Source organism: Paractinoplanes lichenicola (assembly GCF_016785085.1).
GTDB lineage: Bacteria > Actinomycetota > Actinomycetes > Mycobacteriales > Micromonosporaceae > Actinoplanes > Actinoplanes lichenicola.
Genome location: NZ_JAENHO010000001.1, coordinates 515,208 through 534,941 on the forward strand (window position 1 = coordinate 515,208; position 19,734 = coordinate 534,941).

General features: G+C 71.5%; 18 protein-coding genes. 17 read left to right on the plus strand and 1 reads right to left on the minus strand.

Annotated elements, in window-relative coordinates; translation table 11 throughout:
* The first annotated feature begins 247 nt into the window (after nt 1–247).
* The 9 genes from JKJ07_RS02345 to JKJ07_RS02385 all read left to right on the plus strand — a co-directional run bounded on the left by JKJ07_RS02345 (nt 248) and on the right by JKJ07_RS02385 (nt 9,133).
* The gene (locus JKJ07_RS02345; protein ID WP_202989476.1) at nt 248–1,567 is read left to right on the plus strand and encodes an NmrA family NAD(P)-binding protein; all 1,320 of its coding nucleotides are present in this window, start codon (nt 248–250) and stop codon (nt 1,565–1,567) included.
* A gap of 83 nt (nt 1,568–1,650) precedes the next feature.
* Nucleotides 1,651–2,673: an ABC transporter substrate-binding protein gene (locus JKJ07_RS02350; RefSeq protein ID WP_202989477.1), complete on the plus strand. Its 1,023-nt coding sequence runs from the start codon at nt 1,651–1,653 to the stop codon at nt 2,671–2,673.
* Between the two features lie 88 nt (nt 2,674–2,761).
* Nucleotides 2,762–3,613, plus strand: coding sequence for an ABC transporter permease (locus JKJ07_RS02355; RefSeq protein WP_202989478.1), 852 nt, complete (start codon nt 2,762–2,764; stop codon nt 3,611–3,613).
* Complete coding sequence (locus JKJ07_RS02360; RefSeq protein WP_202989479.1) at nt 3,606–4,379, plus strand: ABC transporter ATP-binding protein; 774 nt, start codon at nt 3,606–3,608, stop codon at nt 4,377–4,379. The genes JKJ07_RS02355 and JKJ07_RS02360 overlap by 8 nt, the downstream gene beginning before the upstream one ends.
* On the plus strand, nt 4,376–5,275 hold the full coding sequence (locus tag JKJ07_RS02365; RefSeq protein ID WP_202989480.1) for an ABC transporter substrate-binding protein: 900 nt from the start codon (nt 4,376–4,378) through the stop codon (nt 5,273–5,275). The genes JKJ07_RS02360 and JKJ07_RS02365 overlap by 4 nt, the downstream gene beginning before the upstream one ends.
* Nucleotides 5,272–6,417, plus strand: a complete 1,146-nt coding sequence (locus tag JKJ07_RS02370; RefSeq protein WP_202989481.1) for a TIGR03618 family F420-dependent PPOX class oxidoreductase — start codon at nt 5,272–5,274, stop codon at nt 6,415–6,417. Before JKJ07_RS02365 ends, JKJ07_RS02370 begins: the two co-directional genes overlap by 4 nt.
* Nucleotides 6,414–6,947 carry a nucleoside/nucleotide kinase family protein gene (locus tag JKJ07_RS02375; RefSeq protein ID WP_202989482.1) on the plus strand — a complete coding sequence of 178 codons (534 nt, stop codon included), beginning with the start codon at nt 6,414–6,416 and terminating at the stop codon, nt 6,945–6,947. Before JKJ07_RS02370 ends, JKJ07_RS02375 begins: the two co-directional genes overlap by 4 nt.
* On the plus strand, nt 6,944–8,320 hold the full coding sequence (locus JKJ07_RS02380) for an LLM class flavin-dependent oxidoreductase (protein WP_202989483.1): 1,377 nt from the start codon (nt 6,944–6,946) through the stop codon (nt 8,318–8,320). Before JKJ07_RS02375 ends, JKJ07_RS02380 begins: the two co-directional genes overlap by 4 nt.
* A gap of 90 nt (nt 8,321–8,410) precedes the next feature.
* Nucleotides 8,411–9,133: an alpha/beta fold hydrolase gene (locus JKJ07_RS02385; protein ID WP_202989484.1), complete on the plus strand. Its 723-nt coding sequence runs from the start codon at nt 8,411–8,413 to the stop codon at nt 9,131–9,133.
* Here the strand turns inward: JKJ07_RS02385 and JKJ07_RS02390 are convergent.
* The gene (locus JKJ07_RS02390) at nt 9,117–10,178 is read right to left on the minus strand and encodes an LLM class flavin-dependent oxidoreductase (RefSeq protein ID WP_202989485.1); all 1,062 of its coding nucleotides are present in this window, start codon (nt 10,176–10,178) and stop codon (nt 9,117–9,119) included. The genes JKJ07_RS02385 and JKJ07_RS02390 overlap by 17 nt on opposite strands.
* 99 nt (nt 10,179–10,277) lie before the next feature.
* On the opposite strand from JKJ07_RS02390, the gene JKJ07_RS02395 reads away from it, so the two are divergent.
* The 8 genes from JKJ07_RS02395 to JKJ07_RS02430 are packed head-to-tail and all read left to right on the plus strand — an operon-like array spanning nt 10,278 to nt 19,729.
* Nucleotides 10,278–12,002 (plus strand): ABC transporter substrate-binding protein, encoded by a 1,725-nt coding sequence (locus JKJ07_RS02395; protein WP_202989486.1) that lies wholly within the window; start codon nt 10,278–10,280, stop codon nt 12,000–12,002.
* An 8-nt stretch (nt 12,003–12,010) separates the two neighbouring features.
* Nucleotides 12,011–12,964: an ABC transporter permease gene (locus JKJ07_RS02400; protein WP_202989487.1), complete on the plus strand. Its 954-nt coding sequence runs from the start codon at nt 12,011–12,013 to the stop codon at nt 12,962–12,964.
* The gene (locus JKJ07_RS02405; protein ID WP_202989488.1) at nt 12,961–13,812 is read left to right on the plus strand and encodes an ABC transporter permease; all 852 of its coding nucleotides are present in this window, start codon (nt 12,961–12,963) and stop codon (nt 13,810–13,812) included. The genes JKJ07_RS02400 and JKJ07_RS02405 overlap by 4 nt, the downstream gene beginning before the upstream one ends.
* Nucleotides 13,809–15,440 carry a dipeptide ABC transporter ATP-binding protein gene (locus tag JKJ07_RS02410; RefSeq protein WP_236028190.1) on the plus strand — a complete coding sequence of 544 codons (1,632 nt, stop codon included), beginning with the start codon at nt 13,809–13,811 and terminating at the stop codon, nt 15,438–15,440. Before JKJ07_RS02405 ends, JKJ07_RS02410 begins: the two co-directional genes overlap by 4 nt.
* Before the next feature lie 11 nt (nt 15,441–15,451).
* Nucleotides 15,452–16,678 carry an LLM class flavin-dependent oxidoreductase gene (locus tag JKJ07_RS02415; RefSeq protein ID WP_202989489.1) on the plus strand — a complete coding sequence of 409 codons (1,227 nt, stop codon included), beginning with the start codon at nt 15,452–15,454 and terminating at the stop codon, nt 16,676–16,678.
* On the plus strand, nt 16,675–17,505 hold the full coding sequence (locus JKJ07_RS02420; protein WP_202989490.1) for an LLM class flavin-dependent oxidoreductase: 831 nt from the start codon (nt 16,675–16,677) through the stop codon (nt 17,503–17,505). The genes JKJ07_RS02415 and JKJ07_RS02420 overlap by 4 nt, the downstream gene beginning before the upstream one ends.
* Entirely contained in the window at nt 17,502–18,692 is a 1,191-nt protein-coding gene (locus JKJ07_RS02425) for an acyl-CoA dehydrogenase family protein (protein WP_202989491.1), read from the plus strand. Before JKJ07_RS02420 ends, JKJ07_RS02425 begins: the two co-directional genes overlap by 4 nt.
* An 11-nt stretch (nt 18,693–18,703) precedes the next feature.
* A complete protein-coding gene (locus JKJ07_RS02430; protein WP_202989492.1) occupies nt 18,704–19,729 on the plus strand; it encodes an aldo/keto reductase in 1,026 nt (341 codons plus the stop codon).
* Nucleotides 19,730–19,734: the final 5 nt, after the last annotated feature.

Below are 19,734 nucleotides of genomic sequence, written 5' to 3' on the forward strand. Positions count from 1 at the left end.
CCCTCGTTATGTTTTCGAGGCACCCTCATCTTATCGCCAGGTCGATTCGAGTCGAGTCGGGCCGCGTCACGTCGGGCCGTGCAGTCCGGGTCGGGCGGGTCGCAACGGGCCGTGCGGGTCGGATCGGGCCGGGTCGGATCGGGCCGGGTCGGATCGGGCCGGGTCGGATCGGGCCGGGTCGGATGCGACGGTCCGGGTCGAGCCGGCCCCGAGGGGTCTGGGCGGACATGGCGCGGGGAGGACTTTCATGATTTTGGTGGGTGGGGCGACCGGATCGATCGGGCGGCACTTGGTTCGTGAGCTGCGGGCATCGGGGGCCCCGTTTCGCGCTCTGGTTCGCGACGAGGGGCGCGGCGCTGAGCTCGGTTGTGACTTCGTCGTCGGGGACTACGACTCGCCCGTTTCGATCGAGGCCGCGCTTGAGGGGGTTGATCGGCTGTTTCTCAACGCGGGTGGGGCGGTGCCGTCGGATGGGGCGCAGCCGATGGTTCGTCAGCAGGTCGGGGCGATCAAGGCGGCCGTGGCGGCCGGGGTCGAGTCGATCGTCAAGGTGTCGGTGTGGGGTGCGCGGCGGGGCGGCAAGCTGGCCGAGGGTGCCCACTGGGAGATCGAGCAGCATCTCAAGGCTGCCCCCGTGGCGTGGTCGCTGTTGCAGCCGAGCGGGTTCATGCAGAATTTTGTGACCGGCGCGGGCGGCCTGACCAGCCCGGACGGCCTGCGCGGCCCGGCCGGCGACTGGCGGGTCTCCTACATCGACGCCTACGACATCGCCCGCTGCGCCGCCGCCCTGCTCACCGCGACCCCACCCGAGATCGGCGGCGTCCACGTGCTGACCGGGCCCGAGGCGCTGACCCAGGCCGAGATCGCGGCAAAGCTGTCAGCCGCGTTCGGCCGCCCGGTCCCGTCGCGCGAACTGACCGCGGCCGCAATGGTGGCCGAGCTGACCGCCCAGGGCCTGCCCACCCCGTTCGCGGCCGACATCGTGGACCTGTGGGGCGCGGTCACCGGCGGCTCGCTGTCCACGACCACGTCCGCCGTACGCGACCTGACCGGCCGCGACCCCCGCACGTTCGACGAGTTCCTGGCGTCACGCCCGACCTTACGCCGCCCGCCGCCACACCTGACTCCATGCCGCCGCCAAGCCCGGTCCAACACCGCCCGCCGCCACGCCCGACCCAGCGCCGCCCGGCAAATAACGCTCGTCGCCACTCGCGACTCAACACCGCCGCCGCCACGCCGACCTATCGCCGCAAGCCCCACGCCCGACCTATCGCCGCAAGCCCCACGCCCGACCCAGCGGCGCACGCCCCTACGCCCGGATCCAGCAGCGCCCGACGCCGCGCCCGGCCCAGCGCATCCCGCCGTCACGGACGACTACCGCCGCCTGGCTACCGCTGAGACGCGGCCCGGGCTCGGCGGTGCCTGTTTCGTCACCGCCGTCGCCATCGGACGCGTAGGCCCGCACGCCGACCGATCACCTAACCGCCGACCGGCTGCCGCCCTGTCCATCGCGTCGGGGCTGCGCACGTTCGGCCAGGTCGGGCGCACCTTCAAGACCGCGATCTAACTGCTTAAAGCATATCGGTTCGATAGGTTAAGTTGGTCACAACCTCTGCGGAGAATGCATTCTGAGCAGCTACGTTGCCCTGCGTGAAGCCCAAGATCAGCCGTCGAGGCATTCTTCTGACCGCAGCCGCCACCTCTGCCGCGCTCTTGCTGGGCGCCTGCGGGCAGGATGAGGCGGCGACCGGCGCTGCCGGGGGCGGGACCACGAAGCTCAAAGTGGCGCTCGACTGGACGCCCAACACCAACCACACCGGCCTCTACGTCGCCCAGGCCAAGGGCTTCTTCGCCAAGCACGGGCTGGACGTCGAGATCGTCCAGCCGGGTGACGCGGACGCCTCGGCCCTGCTGGCGGCGGACAAGGTGCAGTTCGCGATCAGCGCGCAGGAGTCGCTGACCCAGGCCCGCGCGCAGGACGTCCCGATCGTCTCGGTGGCGGCCGTCGTGCAGCACAACACCTCGGGCTTCGCCTCGCCCAAGGGCAAAAACATCACCAAGCCTTCCCAGTACGCCGGCAAGACGTACGGGGGTTATGGCGGGCCCGTCGAGGAGGCCCTCCTGCGCACGCTGGTCGCCGCGGACGGTGGGGACCCGGCGGCGGTCAAGGTCGTCAACGTCGGTAACGCGGACTTCTTCACGGCCACCAAGAAGGACATCGACTTCGAGTGGATCTTCTATGGCTGGACCGGGGTCGAGGCCGAGCTGCGCAACGAGCCGGTCAACATCCAGTACGTCAAGGATTATGACAAGGCGCTCGACTTCTACACCCCGGTGCTGGCGACCAGCGAGAAGCAGATCTCGCAGAACCCGGACACGGTCAAGGCGTTCCTGGCCGCCACGTCCGAGGGCTACAACTATGCCGCGGACAACGCCGAGGAGTCGGCCGGCATCCTGCTCGGCGCCGCCCCCGACCTCGACAAGGAACTGGTGAACAAGAGCCAGGCCTGGCTGGGGCCGAAGTATCGCGACGACGCCCCGCGCTGGGGTGAGCAGTCGCCCGAGGTGTGGACGAGCTTCACCGACTGGCTCTTCGAGCACAAGGTGATCACCAAGAAGATCGACCCGAGCAAGGCCTACACGAACGATTTCCTGCCGGCCGGCAATGGCTGATCTCGGGCGACGGGCGGCAGTAGTGAGTGAGTCCTCACAAACACACGAGGCCGCCGGTCGGGGACGGGTGTCCGGCAAACGGGGACTGGTGACCGACGTGCGGCGAGAAGTGGACGGTGGGCGGGAAGAAACCGCCAAAACGCAGCGCGAGGTGGGGGTGGCCGAGACGCGGCGTGGGGTGGCGACAGGCGCGGCCGTACGGCGGTGGCTGGCGCCCGGCGCGGCGGTCGTGCTGCTGATCGCCGGCTGGCAGGCCTTCACCACGCTCTCCGGCACCGACGCCTGGTTGTTGCCCAGCCCGGCCGACGCGCTGGCCGCGGGCCGGGAGGATCGGGCCGCGCTGCTCACCAACACGGCCGCCACCGCGAAGCTGGCCCTGGCCGGGCTGGGCGCCGCGGTGGTGATCGGGCTGGCCCTGGCGGTTGTGCTGCACCTGGTTCCCCTGCTCGGCTCGGCCCTCTACCCGCTGCTGGTGGTCAGCCAGAACATCCCGACCGTGGCCCTGGCCCCGCTGCTGGTGGTCTGGCTCGGCTTCGGGATGCTGCCCAAAGTCGTCGTGATCGTGCTGGTCTGCTTCTTCCCGCTGACCGTGGCCACGCTGGACGGCCTGCGCCGCAGCGACCCGGTGATCGCCGATTATCTGCTGATGAGCGGGGCTTCCCGGGGTCAGTTGTTCCGCAAGCTGGAGTTGCCGGCCGCGCTGCCGCCGATGTTCTCCGGGCTCAAGATCGCGGCCACCTACAGCGTCGTCGGCGCGATCATCGCCGAGTGGATGGGGGCCGATCAGGGGCTGGGCAAATACATGATCGTGGCCAAGTCGGCGTTCCGGGCCGACAAGATCTTCGTTGCGATCGCGGTGACCGTCGTCCTCAGCCTGACCGTGCTCGGCGTCGTCCTCCTCTTGGAACGAGTGATGGTGAAGGGACGTGGCCGTGCCTGAGAACGCCTTGGAAGTAGCCGGGTTGCGCAAGTCGTTCGGGTCGTTGGACGTCCTCGACGGCATCGACCTGACCGTCGGCGACGGCGAGTTCGTCTCGGTCGTCGGCCCCTCCGGCAGCGGCAAGAGCACCCTGTTCCACCTGGTCGGCGGTCTGCTGCAGCCCGACGCGGGATCGATCCGGATCGCCGGGCAGGACGCCGTGGGCAAGCGCGGCCGGATCGGGTACATGCCGCAGCAGCCGGCCCTGCTCCCCTGGCGCACGGTCGAGGACAACGTCGTGCTGGCCCGCGAACTGGCCGGCACCCCCCGCCGCAAATCCCGCGCCGTGGCCCGCGACTGGCTGGACCGGGCCGGCCTCGGCGGCTTCGCCCAGGCGTACCCGGATGCTCTTTCCGGCGGCATGCGCCAGCGCGTCGCGTTCCTGCGCGCCCTGCTCAGCGACAACCCGCTGCTCTGCCTGGACGAGCCGTTCAGCGCCCTCGACGCCATGCTGCGGGCCGACATGCACCGCTGGCTGCTCGGCATCTGGGAGGAGAACCGGCGCTCGGTCCTGTTCGTCACCCACAACATCGAGGAGGCGCTGCTGCTCTCCTCCACCGTCTACGTCTTCACCCGCCGCCCGGCCCGCGTGCTCGAACGCGTCGAGGTGCCGTTCGCCCGCCCCCGCTCCGACGAGGCGGTCGACGACCCCGAGTTCGTCCGCCTGCGCCGCCACATCACCGACCTGCTCAAGACTGAGCCGCTAAAAGGACCACTAGCCCAGTGACACATCTCCGCCTGATGCTCGAATACTTCCACCCGTGGCCCAACGCGGCCGGATTCCACGTCGCCAGTCATGAGGGCTGGTATCGCGACGCCGGGCTGGACGTCGAGATCACCGTCTTCGACCCGTTGCGCGGCGACACCCTCGAGCATCTGCTGCGCGGCGACGCCGACTTCGGGGTCTTCCCGACCAACCGGCTGCTCGTGCGCCGGGCCGCCGGGCAGCCCCTGAGCGCGGTCGCGTCGATCAACCATCGGGGCATGGAGACCATTCAGGCCGTACGGGGAAACGGGGTGGACCGGCCGCGGGATCTGGCCGGGCGGCGGATCGCGCTCAACCCCACGCCGCGCGGGGTGGCGATGGTGCGGCATCTGGTGGCGGCCGACGGGGGCGACCCGGACGCGGTCGTGCTGGTGGACAGCGGGCATCGCGAGCTGAGCGTGGACGACATCGCGGCGGGCGACGTGGACGCGACGTTCGGCGGCTACTGGGCCTGGGACGCGTTGTTCGCCCGGCTGCCCGTCGAGGAGCGGATCATGTGGCCGGTCGACGAGATCGGGGCGCCGCCCTATCACAGCTACCTGCTCGGCATCGGGCCCGCGCTGCGCGACCGGCCCGAGGTGGTGAGCGCGTTCCTGGCGGCGACCGCGCGTGGCTATCAGGCGGCGCGCACCCGGCCCGAGGACACTCTCGCGGTGCTCAATCGAGTCATCCCGTACTTCCCGGCGCCCGTGCTGGCCCGCTCGCTGGAGCTCATCGCGCCGACCTGGGTGCACGACGGCCGCTGGGGCGAGATCCGCGAAGAGCTGATGCAGCCGTACGCCGAATGGCTGTCCCGCTACGGAATTCTGCCCGAGGGCGGCCCGTGGCGCGACGCCGTCGAGAAGAGCGCCTGGTGACGGCGGACGAGGTCATCCTGGACGCCACCGTCGTGCTGCCGTCGCCGCAGTTCGACGGTGACCATCGGGCGTCCAGCGGCTACGACGACTGGCTGGCCGCGCACATCCCGGGTTCGGTGCACGCCGACCTGCTGCACGACCTGAGCGACCCCGCCGCCTCTTACCACTTCGCCCGGCCATCGGCCACGGTGCTGGCCGAGCGCCTCGGGCAGCTGGGCGTCGACGACCGTACGCCGGTGGCGGTCTACGACAACGGCGGCGGGATCTGGGCGGCCCGGCTGTGGTGGCTGCTGCGCTGGATCGGCGTCGACGCGCGCATCCTGGAGGGTGGCCTCGACGCGTGGGTCGCGAACGGCGGGGCGGTCGCGCACGGGCCGGCCACGCCACGTGTGGGAAGCGTGACTCCCCGCGTACGGGAAGGCCTGTGGGTCGAGAAGGACGATCTGCGGCGGTGGCTGGCCGGCGAGGCCGAGGCGACCGTGGTGTGTGCCCTGTCCCCCGCGGCATTCCAAGGCGAAGTGCCGACCCGGTACGCCCGTCGGGGCCACATTCCCGGAAGCGTGAACGTGCCCGCGCGCGGTTTGGAGTCGGCCGGTGAGCTGGCCGGGCCGGTGTGGGCGTACTGCGGTGGTGGGATATCGGCCGCCGGGCTCGCGTACGCGCTGGTGCGGGACGGCCGCGAGGACGTGGCGATCTACGACGGCTCGCTGGAGGAGTGGTCGGCCGACCCCGAGTTGCCGCTGTCGACCGACCGGCTGCCCCCGCCCGTACGGGAGCTTCTGGATCGCCCCGAATTCGGCGTGCTGACCACGCTGGACCCGGACGGGACGGCGCACTCGACCGTGATGTGGGTCGGCCGGGAGGGCGACGAGCTGGTGCTGGCCTCCAAGGACGGTCGCCGGCAGGTACGCAACCTGCGCCGTGATTCCCGGGCCACGGTGCTGGTCTACGACCGGGCCAAGCCGACCCGGTACGCCGAGATCCAAGGCGCCGCCAGCGTGCACGACGAGGGCGGCCGCGAACTGGTCGACCGGCTGGCCCGCCGGTATGTGGGGGCCGACCACGAGGTGGGCACCGAGGCCGAGGAGAACGGCCGGGTGCTGATCCGGATCGTCCCCGAGCGCGTGCTGCACCGGACATGAGCGTGATCGCCGACCTGCTGGCCGAGCGCCCGCCACGGGCCGGAGCGGTGAAGGTGCTGGCCGTGGAGGGCCGTTCCGGGGCAGGCAAGTCGACCGTGGCCGACGCCGTCGCCGCCGAGCTCCAGGCGCCCGTCGTACGGATGGACCACCTCTATCCGGGCTGGGACGGGCTCGCGAGTGGCGTCGACGCGCTCGTGCGCTGGGTGCTGGAGCCGCTGGCCGCGGGCCGGCCCGCCCGGTGGCGGCGCTACGACTGGGCCGCCGAGCGCTACGCCGAGGCGCACCGGGTGCCCGGCTGCGACGTGCTTGTCGTCGAGGGGGTCGGCACCGGCGCCCGGCAGGTCACGCCGTACGTGAGCGCTCTGGTCTGGGTCGAACTGGACGGCCCGGAACGCCGGCGCCGGGCGCTGGCCCGCGACGGCGACACCTACGCGCCGCACTGGGACCGGTGGGCGCGGCACGAGGACGAGTTCTACGCGGAACACGAGGTGCGCTCGCGGGCGGATCTCGTCATAGGAGGACAGGCATGAGTGACCAGCGGATCCGGCTGCACGGGCTGCGGCAGTCGACGGTCGGGCACACCGCCAGCGGTTTGTGGCGGCATCCGGACAGCCAGGCCCATCGCTACCGCGACCTGGACTACTGGCTGGAGACGGCCCGGATTCTGGAGCGCGGCAGGTTCGACGCGTTGTTCATCGCGGACGCGCTGGGCCCGCTCGAGGTCTATCAGGGCCGGGTCGACGCCGCCCTGCGCGACGGCATCCAGACGCCGACCGACGACCCGCTGCTGGCGATCTCGGCCATGGCCGCCGTCACCGAGCACCTCGGGTTCGCGGTCACCGTCTCCTCCACCTACGAACAGCCGTACGCGTTCGCCCGCAAGATGGCCACCCTGGACCACCTGACTCGCGGGCGGATCGGCTGGAACGTCGTCACCTCCGCGCTGGACAGCGCCGCCCGCAACCTGGGCCTGACCAAGCAGCTGCCGCACGACCAGCGCTACGCCGTGGCCGAGGAGTTCATGGCGGTCGCCTACAAGCTGTGGGAGGGCAGCTGGGAGGACGACGCGGTGGTGTTCTCCGGTGACACCTTCGCCGACCCGGCCAAGGTGCACCCGGTGGGCCACGACGGCACGTACTACCAGGTGCCCGGGATCGCCCTGTTCGAGCCGTCGATCCAGCGCACGCCGGTGATCTATCAGGCGGGCACGTCGCCGGTCGGGCGCGCGTTCGCGGCCCGGCACGCCGAGGGCGTCTTCCTCAGCACCTACCGGCCCGACATGGCCCGCACGCTGACCGACGACATCAGGGCCCGGGCGGCCACCGCCGGACGTGACCCCGGCGCGCTCAAGTTCCTGGCCATCGCGACCGTGATCGTGGCCGAGACCGACGCCGAGGCGCAGGCCAAGCTGGCCGACTATCAGCGCTACGTCAGCGTCGAGGGCGGCCTGGCCCGGTGGAGCGCGCTCATGCACCTCGACCTGTCGGTGCTCGACCCCGACAAGCCCCTCGAATACGTCGACACCGACGGCATCCGCGGCATGCTGGAACTGTTCACGACGCTCGACCCGACCCGCCGCTGGACCCCACGGGCGATCGCCGAGTTCGTCGGCGTCGGGGGCGGCGGCCCGGTGATCGTGGGCTCCCCCGCGACGGTGGCCGACGAGCTGGAACGCTGGATCGACGAGGCCGGCATCGACGGCTTCAACATCGCCGACCCGATCCCGCCGGTGACGTTCCGCGACTTCACCGACCTGGTCGTCCCCGAGCTGCAACGCCGCGGCCGCGTCTGGACCGACTACGAGGGCAGCACGCTGCGCGAGTCCTTCCACGGCCCCGGCGTGACCCGGGTACGCCCCGACCACCCGGCCGCGCAATACCGTTGGAAGGAGCCGCAGTCGTAGCCGTCGCAGACAACGGCCGTACGGTGCTGGAGAACCGCTCACGCTAGGAGAGCTGTCATTCGCTACGTCAATGTCACCCCGTCCGCGGCGATGGCCGTGCTCGAGCTCGGTGCGGGTGGGCCGGTGCGGGTCTACGTGGGCGGGCTGGGTTCGGCCACCACGGTCAGTTTCGCTCAGGTGGCCGGGCATCCGGCGCTGGCCGGTTCGGGCCGGCATGTGCTGGTGGACCTGGTCGGCAGCGGCTGGAGCGACCACGACGACAGCTTCGGGCACAGCATCGACGAGCACGCCGCCACCGTGGCCACCGTGCTCGACGAGCTCGGGCTGCGCGGGGTCACCCTGATCGGGCACTCGCTGGGCGGGTCGATCGCCATCAGCCTGGCCGCGACGCGACCGGAGCTGGTGGGCGAGCTGATCGTGGCCGAGCCCAACCTCGACCCGGGCGTCGGCACGCTGTCGGCCGAGATCGCGGCTTTCGACGAGGACACGTTCGCCGAGTCGGGGCATCAGCGCCTCATCCGAAGCCAGCGGGTGGCGGACGGCGGTGAGGCCGCCGAGTTCGCCCGGACCCTGGCCCGCTGGTCCTCGCGCGGCCTGCACCGCACCGCCGTCTCGTTGCTGGCCGAGCGGCCCGCGACGTTCCGCGAGCAGCTGGCCGCCTTCGCCGGGCCTCGTCGCTACATCAGCGGGGAGCTCTCGCACGAGGAACTCGAGCCCCTGCGCGCGATCGGCTGCGACGTGCGGGTCGTCCCCGCCGCCGGCCACGTGCTGATGTGGGACAACCTCGACGGCTTCGTCAAGACGCTCCTCTGACGTCGTCGCGGAGCAGGGGCAGCAGCTGGTCGCCCTGGCGTTTGATCTCGCGCAGGTACGGGGTGTCCGAGAGCACGAAGTGGGTGATCCCCAGGGCCTGGTATTTGCGCAGCGAGCTCGCCACCTCGGCGGCCGAGCCGACCAGCCACGTGGTGCCCGCGCCGCCCCCGCCGTAGCGGCCGGGGGCGGTGTAGAGGTTGTCGTCGAGCACGTCGCCCCGCTCGGCCAGGTCGAGCAGGCGTTGCTGGCCGACGGCGGCGTGCCGGTTGGGGTCGCGGGGCAACAGGCCACGGCCGGCCGCCATGTCGGCCACCCGGGCCTCGGCGCCGGCCCACGCCTCGTCGCTGGTGTCGCGGACGAACGTGGTGATGCGCAGCCCGAACTCGAGCGGGGCGTGCTCGCGGCCGAGCTTCTCGCTCAGGTTGCGCAGGCGTTCGATGCGCTCGGCCACCCCCTCCAGCGGCTCGCCCCAGAACAGCTGCACGTCGGCCTCGGTGGCCGAGACGCGTTCGGCCGCCTCGGAGGCGCCACCGAAGTAGAGCCGGGGCGGCCGGGCCAGGCGCGGCACCACGGTCGAGCCGGTGACGCCGAAGTGCTCGCCCTGGAAGGTGACGTCCTCGGAAGTCCACAGCCTGCGGACGAGCTGCAGAAATTCTTTCGTACGCCCGTAGCGCCGGGCCTGATCACCCTCGCTGTCGCCGTACGCGGCCGGCTTGTCCTGCCCCGACACGATGTTGATCAGCGTGCGGCCGCCGGTCAGGTGGTCGAGGGTGGCCGCCGCCGAGGCGAAGTGGGCCGGCTGCCAATACCCCGGCCGCACCGCGATCAGCGGCCGGAAGGTCGTGGTGCGGGCGGCCAGGGCGGTGGCCACGGTGAACGTGTCGGGCCGCCCCCAGCCGGTGCCGAGCAGGGCGCCGCCCCAGCCGTGGTCCTCCAGCGCCCGCGCCTGCTCGGTCAGCGTGTCCAGGCTGTTGTGGCCGGCCACCACGTCGTCCCCACGATGACCGGGCTGCACCTGATTGGGGATGTACCAGAGCAGTTCCATTGATCTCCTTAACAGGTCTGTCGCGCACGTAACCTTTAATTCCTATCGAGCATATAGTTATTGTATGGATCAAGAAAGCCCACCCGGAGGAGCCTCCCCATGTCCGATGCGGACGATCTTCGTAGCTCGATCGAGAACGCCACCCGGAGCCGCCGACGATGGCCCTGGATCGCCGGAGCCGCCGCCGCGGTGCTGCTCGTCGCCGGGATCGGCTTCGCCGTCACCCGGGGCGGGACGAGCAGCAGCGCGGCCACCAGCGGCGAGCCCGTGCGCGGCGGCACGTTGCAGTTCGCGCTGATCGACTATCAGCGCAGCCCCGACCCGCAGTGGGGCACCAACTATGCCGAGTCGCTGATCGGCAACAACGTCACCGACAAGCTGACCTGGCAGGACCCGGACACCGGGGAGATCACCCCGTGGCTGGCCGAGTCGTGGGAGTACAACGACGCGCTCACCGAGTTCACCTTCCGGCTGCGCAAGGACGTGACCTTCAGCGACGGCACCCCGTTCGACTCGGCGGCGGTCAAGGCCAACTACGACCAGTACGTGCGCGGCGACGAGAAGCTGGGCATCAGCCCCAACGGCGCCACCCTGCTGCCCGGCTACATCGAGACGCGGACTCCGGACCCGTACACGGCGGTCGTTCGCTTCGAGAAGCCGCTGGCCAGCTTCCTGCAGGCCTCCTCGTTCACCGCGAACGCGCAGCCCGGCTTCCTCGCGCTGTCGACGCTGAAGCTCAACGCGGAGCAGCGCACCGACCCGACCAAGGTGATCGGCACCGGGCCCTTCGTCTACGAGTCGTGGGAGTCGCAGGTCAAGACCGTGCTGGTCAAGCGCAAGGGCTACAACTGGGCGCCGCCCGCGCTCAAGCACCCGGGCGAGGCCTACCTCGACAAGATCGTGTTCAACACCATTCCCGAGGCCAGCGTACGGACGGGGTCGCTGGAGTCGGGCACGATCGACGCCACGCTCGACGTCGGCACCACCGACGAGGCGCCGCTCGAGGCCAAGGGCTACGAGATCATCCACCGCGGGGTCTCGGGCACCGCGATCCTGTTCAACTTCAACACCCAGCTGTTCCCGACCGACGACCTGGCCGTGCGCAAGGCGATCCAGCGCGGCTGGGACCGGTCGGCCGTCGAGAAGACCGTACTGACCGACTCCTACAAGATCGCCACCTCGGTCATCGCGCCCTCGGTGCAGGGCTACGCCGACTACAGCGGCTCGGTGCTCAAGTACGACCCCGACGCGGCCAGGAAGCTGCTCGACGACGCCGGCTGGGCGCCCGGGCCGGACGGCATCCGGGTCAAGGACGGCAAGAAGCTCACGGTCAAGCTGCTCGGCATCAGCAACCTGGTGGTCAACAAGCCCGCGTACGAGTCGGTGCAGCAGGACCTCAAGAAGATCGGCGTCGACCTGCAGCTCACCGTGGTGCCGATCCCGGACTACGCGGCCAACGTGGCCAAGGCCAAGACCGACTGGAACGTCACCGCGGCCAACCGGTCCCGCAACGACGCCGCCGTGCTCAACCTGCAATACAACCCCGAGCTCGGCAACAGCAACTTCCTCACCGCCGACTCGACCGGGATCGACGTACCCGAGCTGACCGCCGCCCTGGGCAAGCTCGAGACCACCCTCGACCCGGCGCGGCGCAAGGAGTTCGCGAAGGCCGCGCAGGACCTCGTCGTCGACAAGTACGCGCTGGTCAACCCGGTCTACGACCCGGCCCAGGTGATCGCCCACGCCGGCTACGTGCACGGGATCCTCTTCGACGCCCAGTCCCGCAACCACTTCGTCAACACGTGGAAGAACGACGGCAAGTAAGGAGCACCGTGCCGCGCTACATCGCCCTCAAGCTGGGCCGGGCCGTCTTCGTCGTCTGGGCCGCCTTCACCGTCGCCTTCGTCCTGCTCTTCGTGCTGCCGGCCGACCCGGTCGACCTGCTGTTCGACCCGGCCGAGCTGAACAGCGTGCCGCCCGAGGTCAAGGAGCAGATGGCGGCCAACTACGGCTTCAACGAGCCGGTGATCGTGCAGTATCTGGACCGGCTCGGCCACGCCCTGATCCTCGATTTCGGCAACTCGGTGCAGTCGGGCCAGCCGGTGCTGCGGGCCGTCGTGGACGTGCTGCCGAGCACGCTCGTGCTGGCCGCGGCCGCGCTCGTGCTGGCCGTCCTGATCGCCTTCGGGGTCGCCCTGGCCGCCACCTCGACCCGCCGGGTGTGGCTGCGCAACCTGATCGAGGCGCTGCCCTCGGGCGCGGTGTCGGTGCCGGTGTTCCTCTCCGGCATCCTCATGCTGCAGGTGTTCTCGTTCCGGCTCGGCTGGTTCCCGTCGTTCGGTGACGGCGGGTTCCGCAGCCTCGTGCTCCCGCTGATCACCCTGGCCATCCCGGTCTCCGGGCCGATCGCCCAGCTGCTCGTCCGCAACTTCACGACCGAACTGCATTCCGGGTACGTCACGACAAGCTGGGCCAAGGGCTCGACCCGGGCCGGCATCGTCATCCGCGACGTCTTCCGCAACGCGAGCCTGCCCGCGCTGACGATCGCCGGCATCACGTTCGGCAACCTGATCGCGGGCTCGGTCATCACCGAGACCGTGTTCGCCCGCAAGGGCATCGGCCGGCTGACCCAGACCGCGATCAACACGCTCGACGTGCCGCTCGTGGCCGGGATCGTGGTGCTCGTGGCGGCCACCTTCGCCCTGATCAACCTGATCGTCGACCTGATCTATCCGGTGCTGGACCCGCGCCTGCGGGCCACCCTCGCGGCCGGAGGATCGCGATGACCGTCCCGCTCGCGCTGCCGCGGCCCCTCTCGCTGCGCCGCCTCGGCGATCTCGTGCACCAGCCGATCCTGGTGCTGAGCTGGCTGATCGTCCTGGTCGTGATCGGCTGGGCGGTCGCCCCCGGCCTGTTCACCGAGTTCAGCCCGTACGAGGGGGACACCGGCGCCAGCTTCGCCCCGCCGAGCGCCGAGCACTGGTTCGGCACCGACCGGCTCGGCCGCGACCTGTTCGCCCGCAGCGTCTACGGCGCGCACACCACGCTGACCGCGACCCTGCTGGCGGTGCTGCTTGCGTTCGGCGTCGGCGTGCTGGTCGGTTTGATCGCCGGGTTCTCGGGCGGCCTCGTCGACACCGCGATCATGCGGCTGGTCGACGTGTTCCTGGCCATCCCGAGCCTGCTGCTGGCCATGGTGGTGGTCTCGGTGCTCGGCTATTCGACCAACAACGTCGCCCTGGCCGTGGGCATCTCGTCGATCGCCGCGTTCGCCCGGGTGATGCGGTCCCAAGTGCTCGCCGTCGTCACCCAGGACTACGTCAAGGCCGCGTACGGGCTGGGGGTGGGCCGCCTCGGCGTGATGGGAAAACACGTCGTGCCCAACGCGCTGAGCTCGGTCATCGCCCTGGCCGCGCTGGAGGTCGGCACGGCCGTGCTCGCGGTCGCCTCGCTCGGCTTCCTCGGCTACGGCGCTCCCCCGCCCGAACCCGAATGGGGCCTGCTGGTCGCCGAGGGCCGCGATTTCGTGGCCGTGCACCCGTGGGCCTCGATCCTGCCCGGCATCGCCCTGGCCGTCGTGGTCATCGCCACCCACCGGATCAGCACCTCACTTCGCAAGGAGGCCCGCCGATGACCGACACTGTCGCCGCCGCAACCGAGGTCACCTCGGCCACGGACGCCCAAGAGCCGCTGCTGGCCATCAGCGGGCTGGCGATCGACTATCGGACCGGGCGCCGCCGCTGGAACCCGGCCGTGCGTGGTGTGAGCCTGCGGGTCGAGCCGGGCGAGTTCGTGTCGCTCGTCGGCGAGTCCGGTTCGGGCAAGACCACGCTCGTGCAGGGCGCGCTGGGGTTGCTGCCCGCGGCGGCCCGGATCCGGGGTGGCTCGATCGCCTACTCCGGCGTCGACGTGACCGGCTGGAACGACAAGCGCATGGCCCTCGTGCGCGGCAACTACGTGGGGTTCATCCCGCAGGACCCGAACACCTCGCTCAACCCGGTCAAGCGGATCGGCGTGCAGGTGATCGAGGCCGTGCGGCTGAACCGGCCCAAGGCCGACTATCGCGAGGCAGCCCTGGAGAGCCTGCGCACGGCCGGGCTGCACGACGCCGAACGGGTCTTCCACCAATACCCGCACGAGCTCAGCGGCGGCATGAAGCAGCGGGCCTTGATCGCCATCGCGCTGGCGGGCCGGCCGAAGATCATCGTGGCCGACGAGCCGACCAGCGCCCTCGACGTCACCGTGCAGAAACGCATCCTCGACCACCTGGTCGGGCTGCGGGCCGAGCTGGGCATCGGCATCCTGCTGGTCACTCACGACCTCGGCGTGGCCCTCGACCGCTCCGACCGGATCCTGGTCATGCAGCGGGGCGAGATCGTCGAGGAGGGCCCGGTGGCCCGGCTCTCGGCCGTGCCCACCGCGGAATACACCAAGCGCCTGCTCGATGCCGCACCCGGCCGGCACACCGGTCGTTTGGCGCCGCCCACGGCCGGCGACACCCCGTCCGTCCTGACCGCCCGCGCCCTGACCAAGACCTATCAGCTGCGCGGCCGGCAGGAACTGCGGGCGCTCGACGCGGCCGATCTGGTGCTGCGTAGAGGAACCACGCACGCGATCGTCGGCGAGTCCGGGGCCGGCAAGTCGACCCTGGCCGGGATCCTGGCCGGCTTCACCACCGCCGACGGGGGAAGCGTCCAGGTCGGCGGGCGCGAGGTCATCGGCCTGCGCCGCAAAGAGCTGCGCGAGGTGCGACGCGACCTGCAGTTCGTCTTCCAGAACCCGTACACGTCGCTCGACCCGCGCTTCACCGTCGCGCGGCTGATCGCCGAGCCGCTGCACGCCTTCCGGGTCGCCGGGGACCGCAAAGACCGCGTCCGCGAGCTGCTGGCGGCGGTGTCGCTGGACGAGGAGTTCCTGCACCGCCTGCCGTTCCAGCTCTCCGGCGGGCAGCGCCAGCGGGTCGCGATCGCCCGGGCCCTGGCCCTCAACCCCGAGATCCTCGTGCTCGACGAGGCGGTCAGCGCGCTCGACGTCTCGGTGCAGGCCCAGATCCTGCGGCTGCTGGTCGACCTGCAGGCCCGGCTCGGCCTGAGCTACGTCTTCGTCACCCACGACCTGGGCGTCGTCCGGCTCATCGCCGACGACGTGACGGTGATGAAGGACGGCGCGGTGATCGAGACCGGGCCGGTCGAGCGAGTCTTCCACTCCCCCGGCCACGACTACACCCGGCAACTACTGGATTCGATCCCGGGCGTTCGCTGAAGGAGCCGCACGTGCTGCACATCAACGTCAACATCCTCAACGCCGGGGTCTTCGGGGGTTCCTGGCGCTTCCCCGGCACCGACGGCCTGGCCAGCTTCGGCATCGACCACTACACGGCCATCGCCCGCAAGGCCGAGCAGGCCAAGCTGGACGCGGTCTTCCTGGCCGACGGGCCGTCACTCGACCCCAACATCAGGCACCGTACGGCCAACAACCTCGAGCCGACCACGGTGCTGGCCCGGATCGCGGCCCAGACCGAGCGGATCGGGCTGATCGGCACGCTGTCGTCGTCGTACAACGACCCGGTCGAGCTGGCCCGCCGGCTGGGCGACCTCGACGTGGTGACCGGCGGCCGGTTCGGCTGGAACGTGGTGACCACGGCCGGCCCGATCGCGGCCCGCAACTTCGGCCGTACGGGCGAACCCGAGCACGCCTGGCGCTACCGTCGCGCCGCCGAGGTCACCGCGCAGGTGGTGGCGGCCTGGCACGCCCGCACCGAACTGGTCTCGCCGCAGGGCCGCCCGGTGATCGTGCAGGCGGGCGGATCCAGCGACGGGCAGCGGCTGGCGTCGCGGGTCGGCGAGGTCATCTTCTCGGCCGACCAGGACCTCGAGCACGCCGTGGCGTTCCGCTCGGCCGTCCGCACCGGCGCCCGCGAGTTCGGCCGCGATCCGGGCGAGATCGTGGTGCTGCCCGGTTTGTCGACCGTGGTGGGCAGCACCGAGGCCGAGGCCCGGGCCCGCCGCGAGCTGCTCGACGAGATCCTGCCCGACGCGTACGCCCGCAGCCGGCTCGCCGGGCAGCTCGGCTTCCCGCTCGACGGCCTCGCCGACGACGAGCCGATCCCGGCCCACCTGCTGGTCGACCCGGACGAGGCGGGCGGCTCGCAGACCTTCTACCGGGTCGTCAAGGCGATCATCGACCGGGACCGGCCCACCCTCGGGCAGCTGCTCAAGAAGCTCTCGGGCGGGGGCGGGCACCGGATCGTCGTGGGCACCCCGGCGCAGATCGCCGACGACATCGAGCGCTGGTACCGGGCCGGGGCCGCGGACGGCTTCAACGTGATGCCCGACGTGCTGCCCTCCGGCTTCGACGACTTCGCCGACCACGTCATCCCCGAGCTGCGCCGGCGCGGGCTGTTCCGCACCGACTACGACGGCCGCACCCTGCGCGCCCACCTGGGGCTGGGTCTCCCGGCCGTGCCCCGGATCAACGATCTGGAGGCGATCCCCTCATGACCACCGTGCTGCGCCTGACCGTGCGCGATCTGGCCTCGGCCGAGGCGGTCGCGGCCGCCGCCGAGCGCGCCGGCGTCGCCGCGATCCGGCTCGCCGACGCCGGCGCCATCGACCCGACCGTGGTGGCCGCCTATCTGGCCGGGCGCTATCCGGGCGTGAGCTACATCCCCGAGGTGCCGACCACCCATCAGGCGCCCTACAACGTCGCCCGCCGGGTGCTCTCGCTCGACCGGGCCACCGGCGGCCGGATCGGCCTGGCCCTGCTGGCGGGTGACGGCGACGAGGTGACCGACGCGTCGGCGGTGGCCGGGGTGCCGCCCGATCCGATCGCCCGCTGGGCCGAGTACGCCCTGGTGCTGACCCGCCTGTGGGAATCCTTTCCCCGTACGGCCCTGATCGGTGACCAGGAGGCCGGGGTGGTGGCCGACGACGCGCTGATCCGGCCGATCGGGCACGAGGGCGCCTACTACCGCGTGGCCGGGCCGCTCGACGGTCCGTCGTCGGTGCAGGGCCGCCCGATCCTCGTGGCCGACCTCGGTTTGCTCGACGCGACCGCGGCGGCCGCGGCGGCCGACATCGTCGTGGTCGAACCCGGGCGGGCCACCGAGGCCCACACCGCGCTGACCGAGGCGCTGACCGCGGCCGGCCGGCACCGCGACGACGTGGTGCTGCTGGGCCGGGTCCGGGCGGGCGACCGCATCCCGCTCGACGAGCACGGGCTGGACGGCGTCGAGCTCGAGGGGGACGCGGCGGAGCTGATCGCGGCCCTGTCGGCACCCACCCTGCGGTCAGTGCTGGGCCTGCCCGTGCCGGCGGTGGCCCGATGACGGCCACGGTCTACTACACCGTCGCCGGGATCCGCGAGGCGGCCGAGCCGATCCTGCACCGCCTGGCCGCGGGGGCGGCCCGGCGCGAACGGGACCGGGCCTACGCGTTCGACGAGGTGCGCGCGCTGGCCGAGCAGCGGATCACCCTGACCGGCATCGCCACCGCGGACGGCGGGGCGGGCGGCACGCTGCGCGACGTGGCCGAGCTGATCGTGGCGATCGCGCGGGCCGACTCCAACGTGGCCCAGGCGCTGCGGTCCAGCTTCCTGACCGCCAACCAGGTGGCCGCGCGGCCCGACCTGCCCCACCGCCAGGTCACGCTGGAACGGCTGCGGGCCGGGGATCTGTTCACCGGCACCAACAACGAGCGCACCGGCGGGCCCAGCGGCACGGTCAACACGACGATCCGGCCCGACGGCGACGGGTTCGTGATCAACGGCGAGAAGTACTACTCGACCGGCGGGCTCTACGCCACGTGGTTCTCGGCGTCGGCCCGCGACCCGCAGGGCGTCGTGCACTTCTTCACGGTGCCGACCGACCGCGCGGGCGTGCACCGGCTCGACGACTTCGACGCGGTCGGGCAGCGGCTCACCGCCAGCGGCACCACCCGGCTGGTCGACGTGCGGGTGACGCCGGACGAGGTGGTCGTGCGCGACAACTCCAGCCTCGACAGCCCCTGGCTGGGTTCGTTCGCCCAGCTCTACCTGGCCGCGGTGGAGGCCGGCATCGCGGCCGCCGCGCTGGACGACGCCGTCCGGTTCGCCCGCGAGAAGGCCCGGCCGATCAAGCACAGCTCGGCCACCCGCAGCGTCGACGACCCGTACGTGCGGCAGACCGTGGGCGAGATCGGGGCCCGCGCCCACGCGGCACGCTCGGCCGTCCTGGTCGCGGCCGAGCAACTGCAGGGCGTACGGGAAAGGTCTGGTCCCGAGGCCCGGAAGGCGGGAGCCGACGCGTCGGTGACGGTGGCCCAGACCGGCGTGATCGCCATCGAGTCGGCCCTGCGCGCGGCCGAACTGCTCTTCGACGTCGGCGGCGGCTCGGCCACCAACCGCGACCTGGCCTTCGACCGGCACTGGCGCAACGCCCGCACGGTCGCCAACCACAACCCGCGCCAGTGGAAGGCGGCCGTGGCCGGCGCATACCACCTCACCGGCGAGGAACCGCCGACCACCGGACTGTTCTGAAGGAGAAGCAGATGACTGTCACCCCCGACCGCGTGCTGGGCCGCACCGGCGTTCTGATCAGTCCGCTCACCCTGGGCGCGATGAACTTCGGCCGGCACCAGGAGGAAGCCGGGAGCATCCGGATCATCCACGCCGCGCTCGACGCCGGTGTCACGTCGGTCGACACCGCCGACGTGTACGGACAGGGGCAGTCCGAGGAGATCGTGGGCCGAGCCTTGCAGGGCCGCCGCGACGACGTCTTCCTGGCCACCAAGTTCCACGGGCAGATCGGCGACAACCCGGGGCACGCGGGCAACTCGCGCCGCTGGATCGTGCGGGCCGTCGAGGACAGCCTGCGCCGCCTGGGCACCGACCACATCGACCTCTATCAGGCGCACCGGCCCGACCCGCGCACCGACCTGCTGGAGACGCTGCACGCGCTCAACGACCTCATCCGGCAGGGCAAGATCAGCTATTACGGCACCTCGGCTTTTCCGGCCCACGAGCTCGTACGGGCGCAGTGGCTGGCCGAGAAGCACGGGCTGATCGGCCCGCACACCGAGCAGCTGCCCTATTCGCTGCTGGTGCGCAGCGCCGAACGCGAGGTCTTCCCGGTGGTCCGCGAATACGGCGTGGGCGTGCTGAGCTACGGCCCGCTCGCGGCGGGCTGGCTGTCCGGCGGCTACCGGGTCGGTGGCGAGCAGCCCGCGTCGGCGCGGGCCGACCTGATTCCGGGGCGGTTCGACATCACGCTGCCTCGCAACGGGCGCAAGCTGGCCGCGGCCGACGCGCTGGCCCGGCTGGCCGAGGAGAACGGGCTCAGCCTGGTCGACCTGGCGCTGGCCTTCGCGCTCAACCACCCGGCGGTGAGCAGCGTGATCATCGGGCCGCGGACGATCGAGCACCTGGACGCCTATCTCAAGGCGGCCGCGGTCACCCTCGACGCGAGCGTGCTCGACCGGATCGACGAGATCGTCGACCCCGGCACCCACTTCCTGGAGCGCGACACCGGTCGCGACACCCCGTCCCTGCAGCCGGCCGCGCTGCGCCGTTCCTGACTCCC

Bases quoted from the DNA above. Each gene is read 5' to 3' on its own strand.
- JKJ07_RS02345 (WP_202989476.1), top strand. From the start codon at position 248: ATGATTTTGGTGGGTGGGGCGACCGGATCGATCGGGCGGCACTTGGTT.
- JKJ07_RS02375 (WP_202989482.1), top strand. From the start codon at position 6,414: ATGAGCGTGATCGCCGACCTGCTGGCCGAGCGCCCGCCACGGGCCGGA.
- JKJ07_RS02380 (WP_202989483.1), top strand. From the start codon at position 6,944: ATGAGTGACCAGCGGATCCGGCTGCACGGGCTGCGGCAGTCGACGGTC.
- JKJ07_RS02385 (WP_202989484.1), top strand. From the start codon at position 8,411: ATGGCCGTGCTCGAGCTCGGTGCGGGTGGGCCGGTGCGGGTCTACGTG.
- JKJ07_RS02390 (WP_202989485.1), bottom strand. From the start codon at position 10,178: ATGGAACTGCTCTGGTACATCCCCAATCAGGTGCAGCCCGGTCATCGT.
- JKJ07_RS02395 (WP_202989486.1), top strand. From the start codon at position 10,278: ATGTCCGATGCGGACGATCTTCGTAGCTCGATCGAGAACGCCACCCGG.
- JKJ07_RS02405 (WP_202989488.1), top strand. From the start codon at position 12,961: ATGACCGTCCCGCTCGCGCTGCCGCGGCCCCTCTCGCTGCGCCGCCTC.
- JKJ07_RS02410 (WP_236028190.1), top strand. From the start codon at position 13,809: ATGACCGACACTGTCGCCGCCGCAACCGAGGTCACCTCGGCCACGGAC.
- JKJ07_RS02420 (WP_202989490.1), top strand. From the start codon at position 16,675: ATGACCACCGTGCTGCGCCTGACCGTGCGCGATCTGGCCTCGGCCGAG.
- JKJ07_RS02425 (WP_202989491.1), top strand. From the start codon at position 17,502: ATGACGGCCACGGTCTACTACACCGTCGCCGGGATCCGCGAGGCGGCC.
- JKJ07_RS02430 (WP_202989492.1), top strand. From the start codon at position 18,704: ATGACTGTCACCCCCGACCGCGTGCTGGGCCGCACCGGCGTTCTGATC.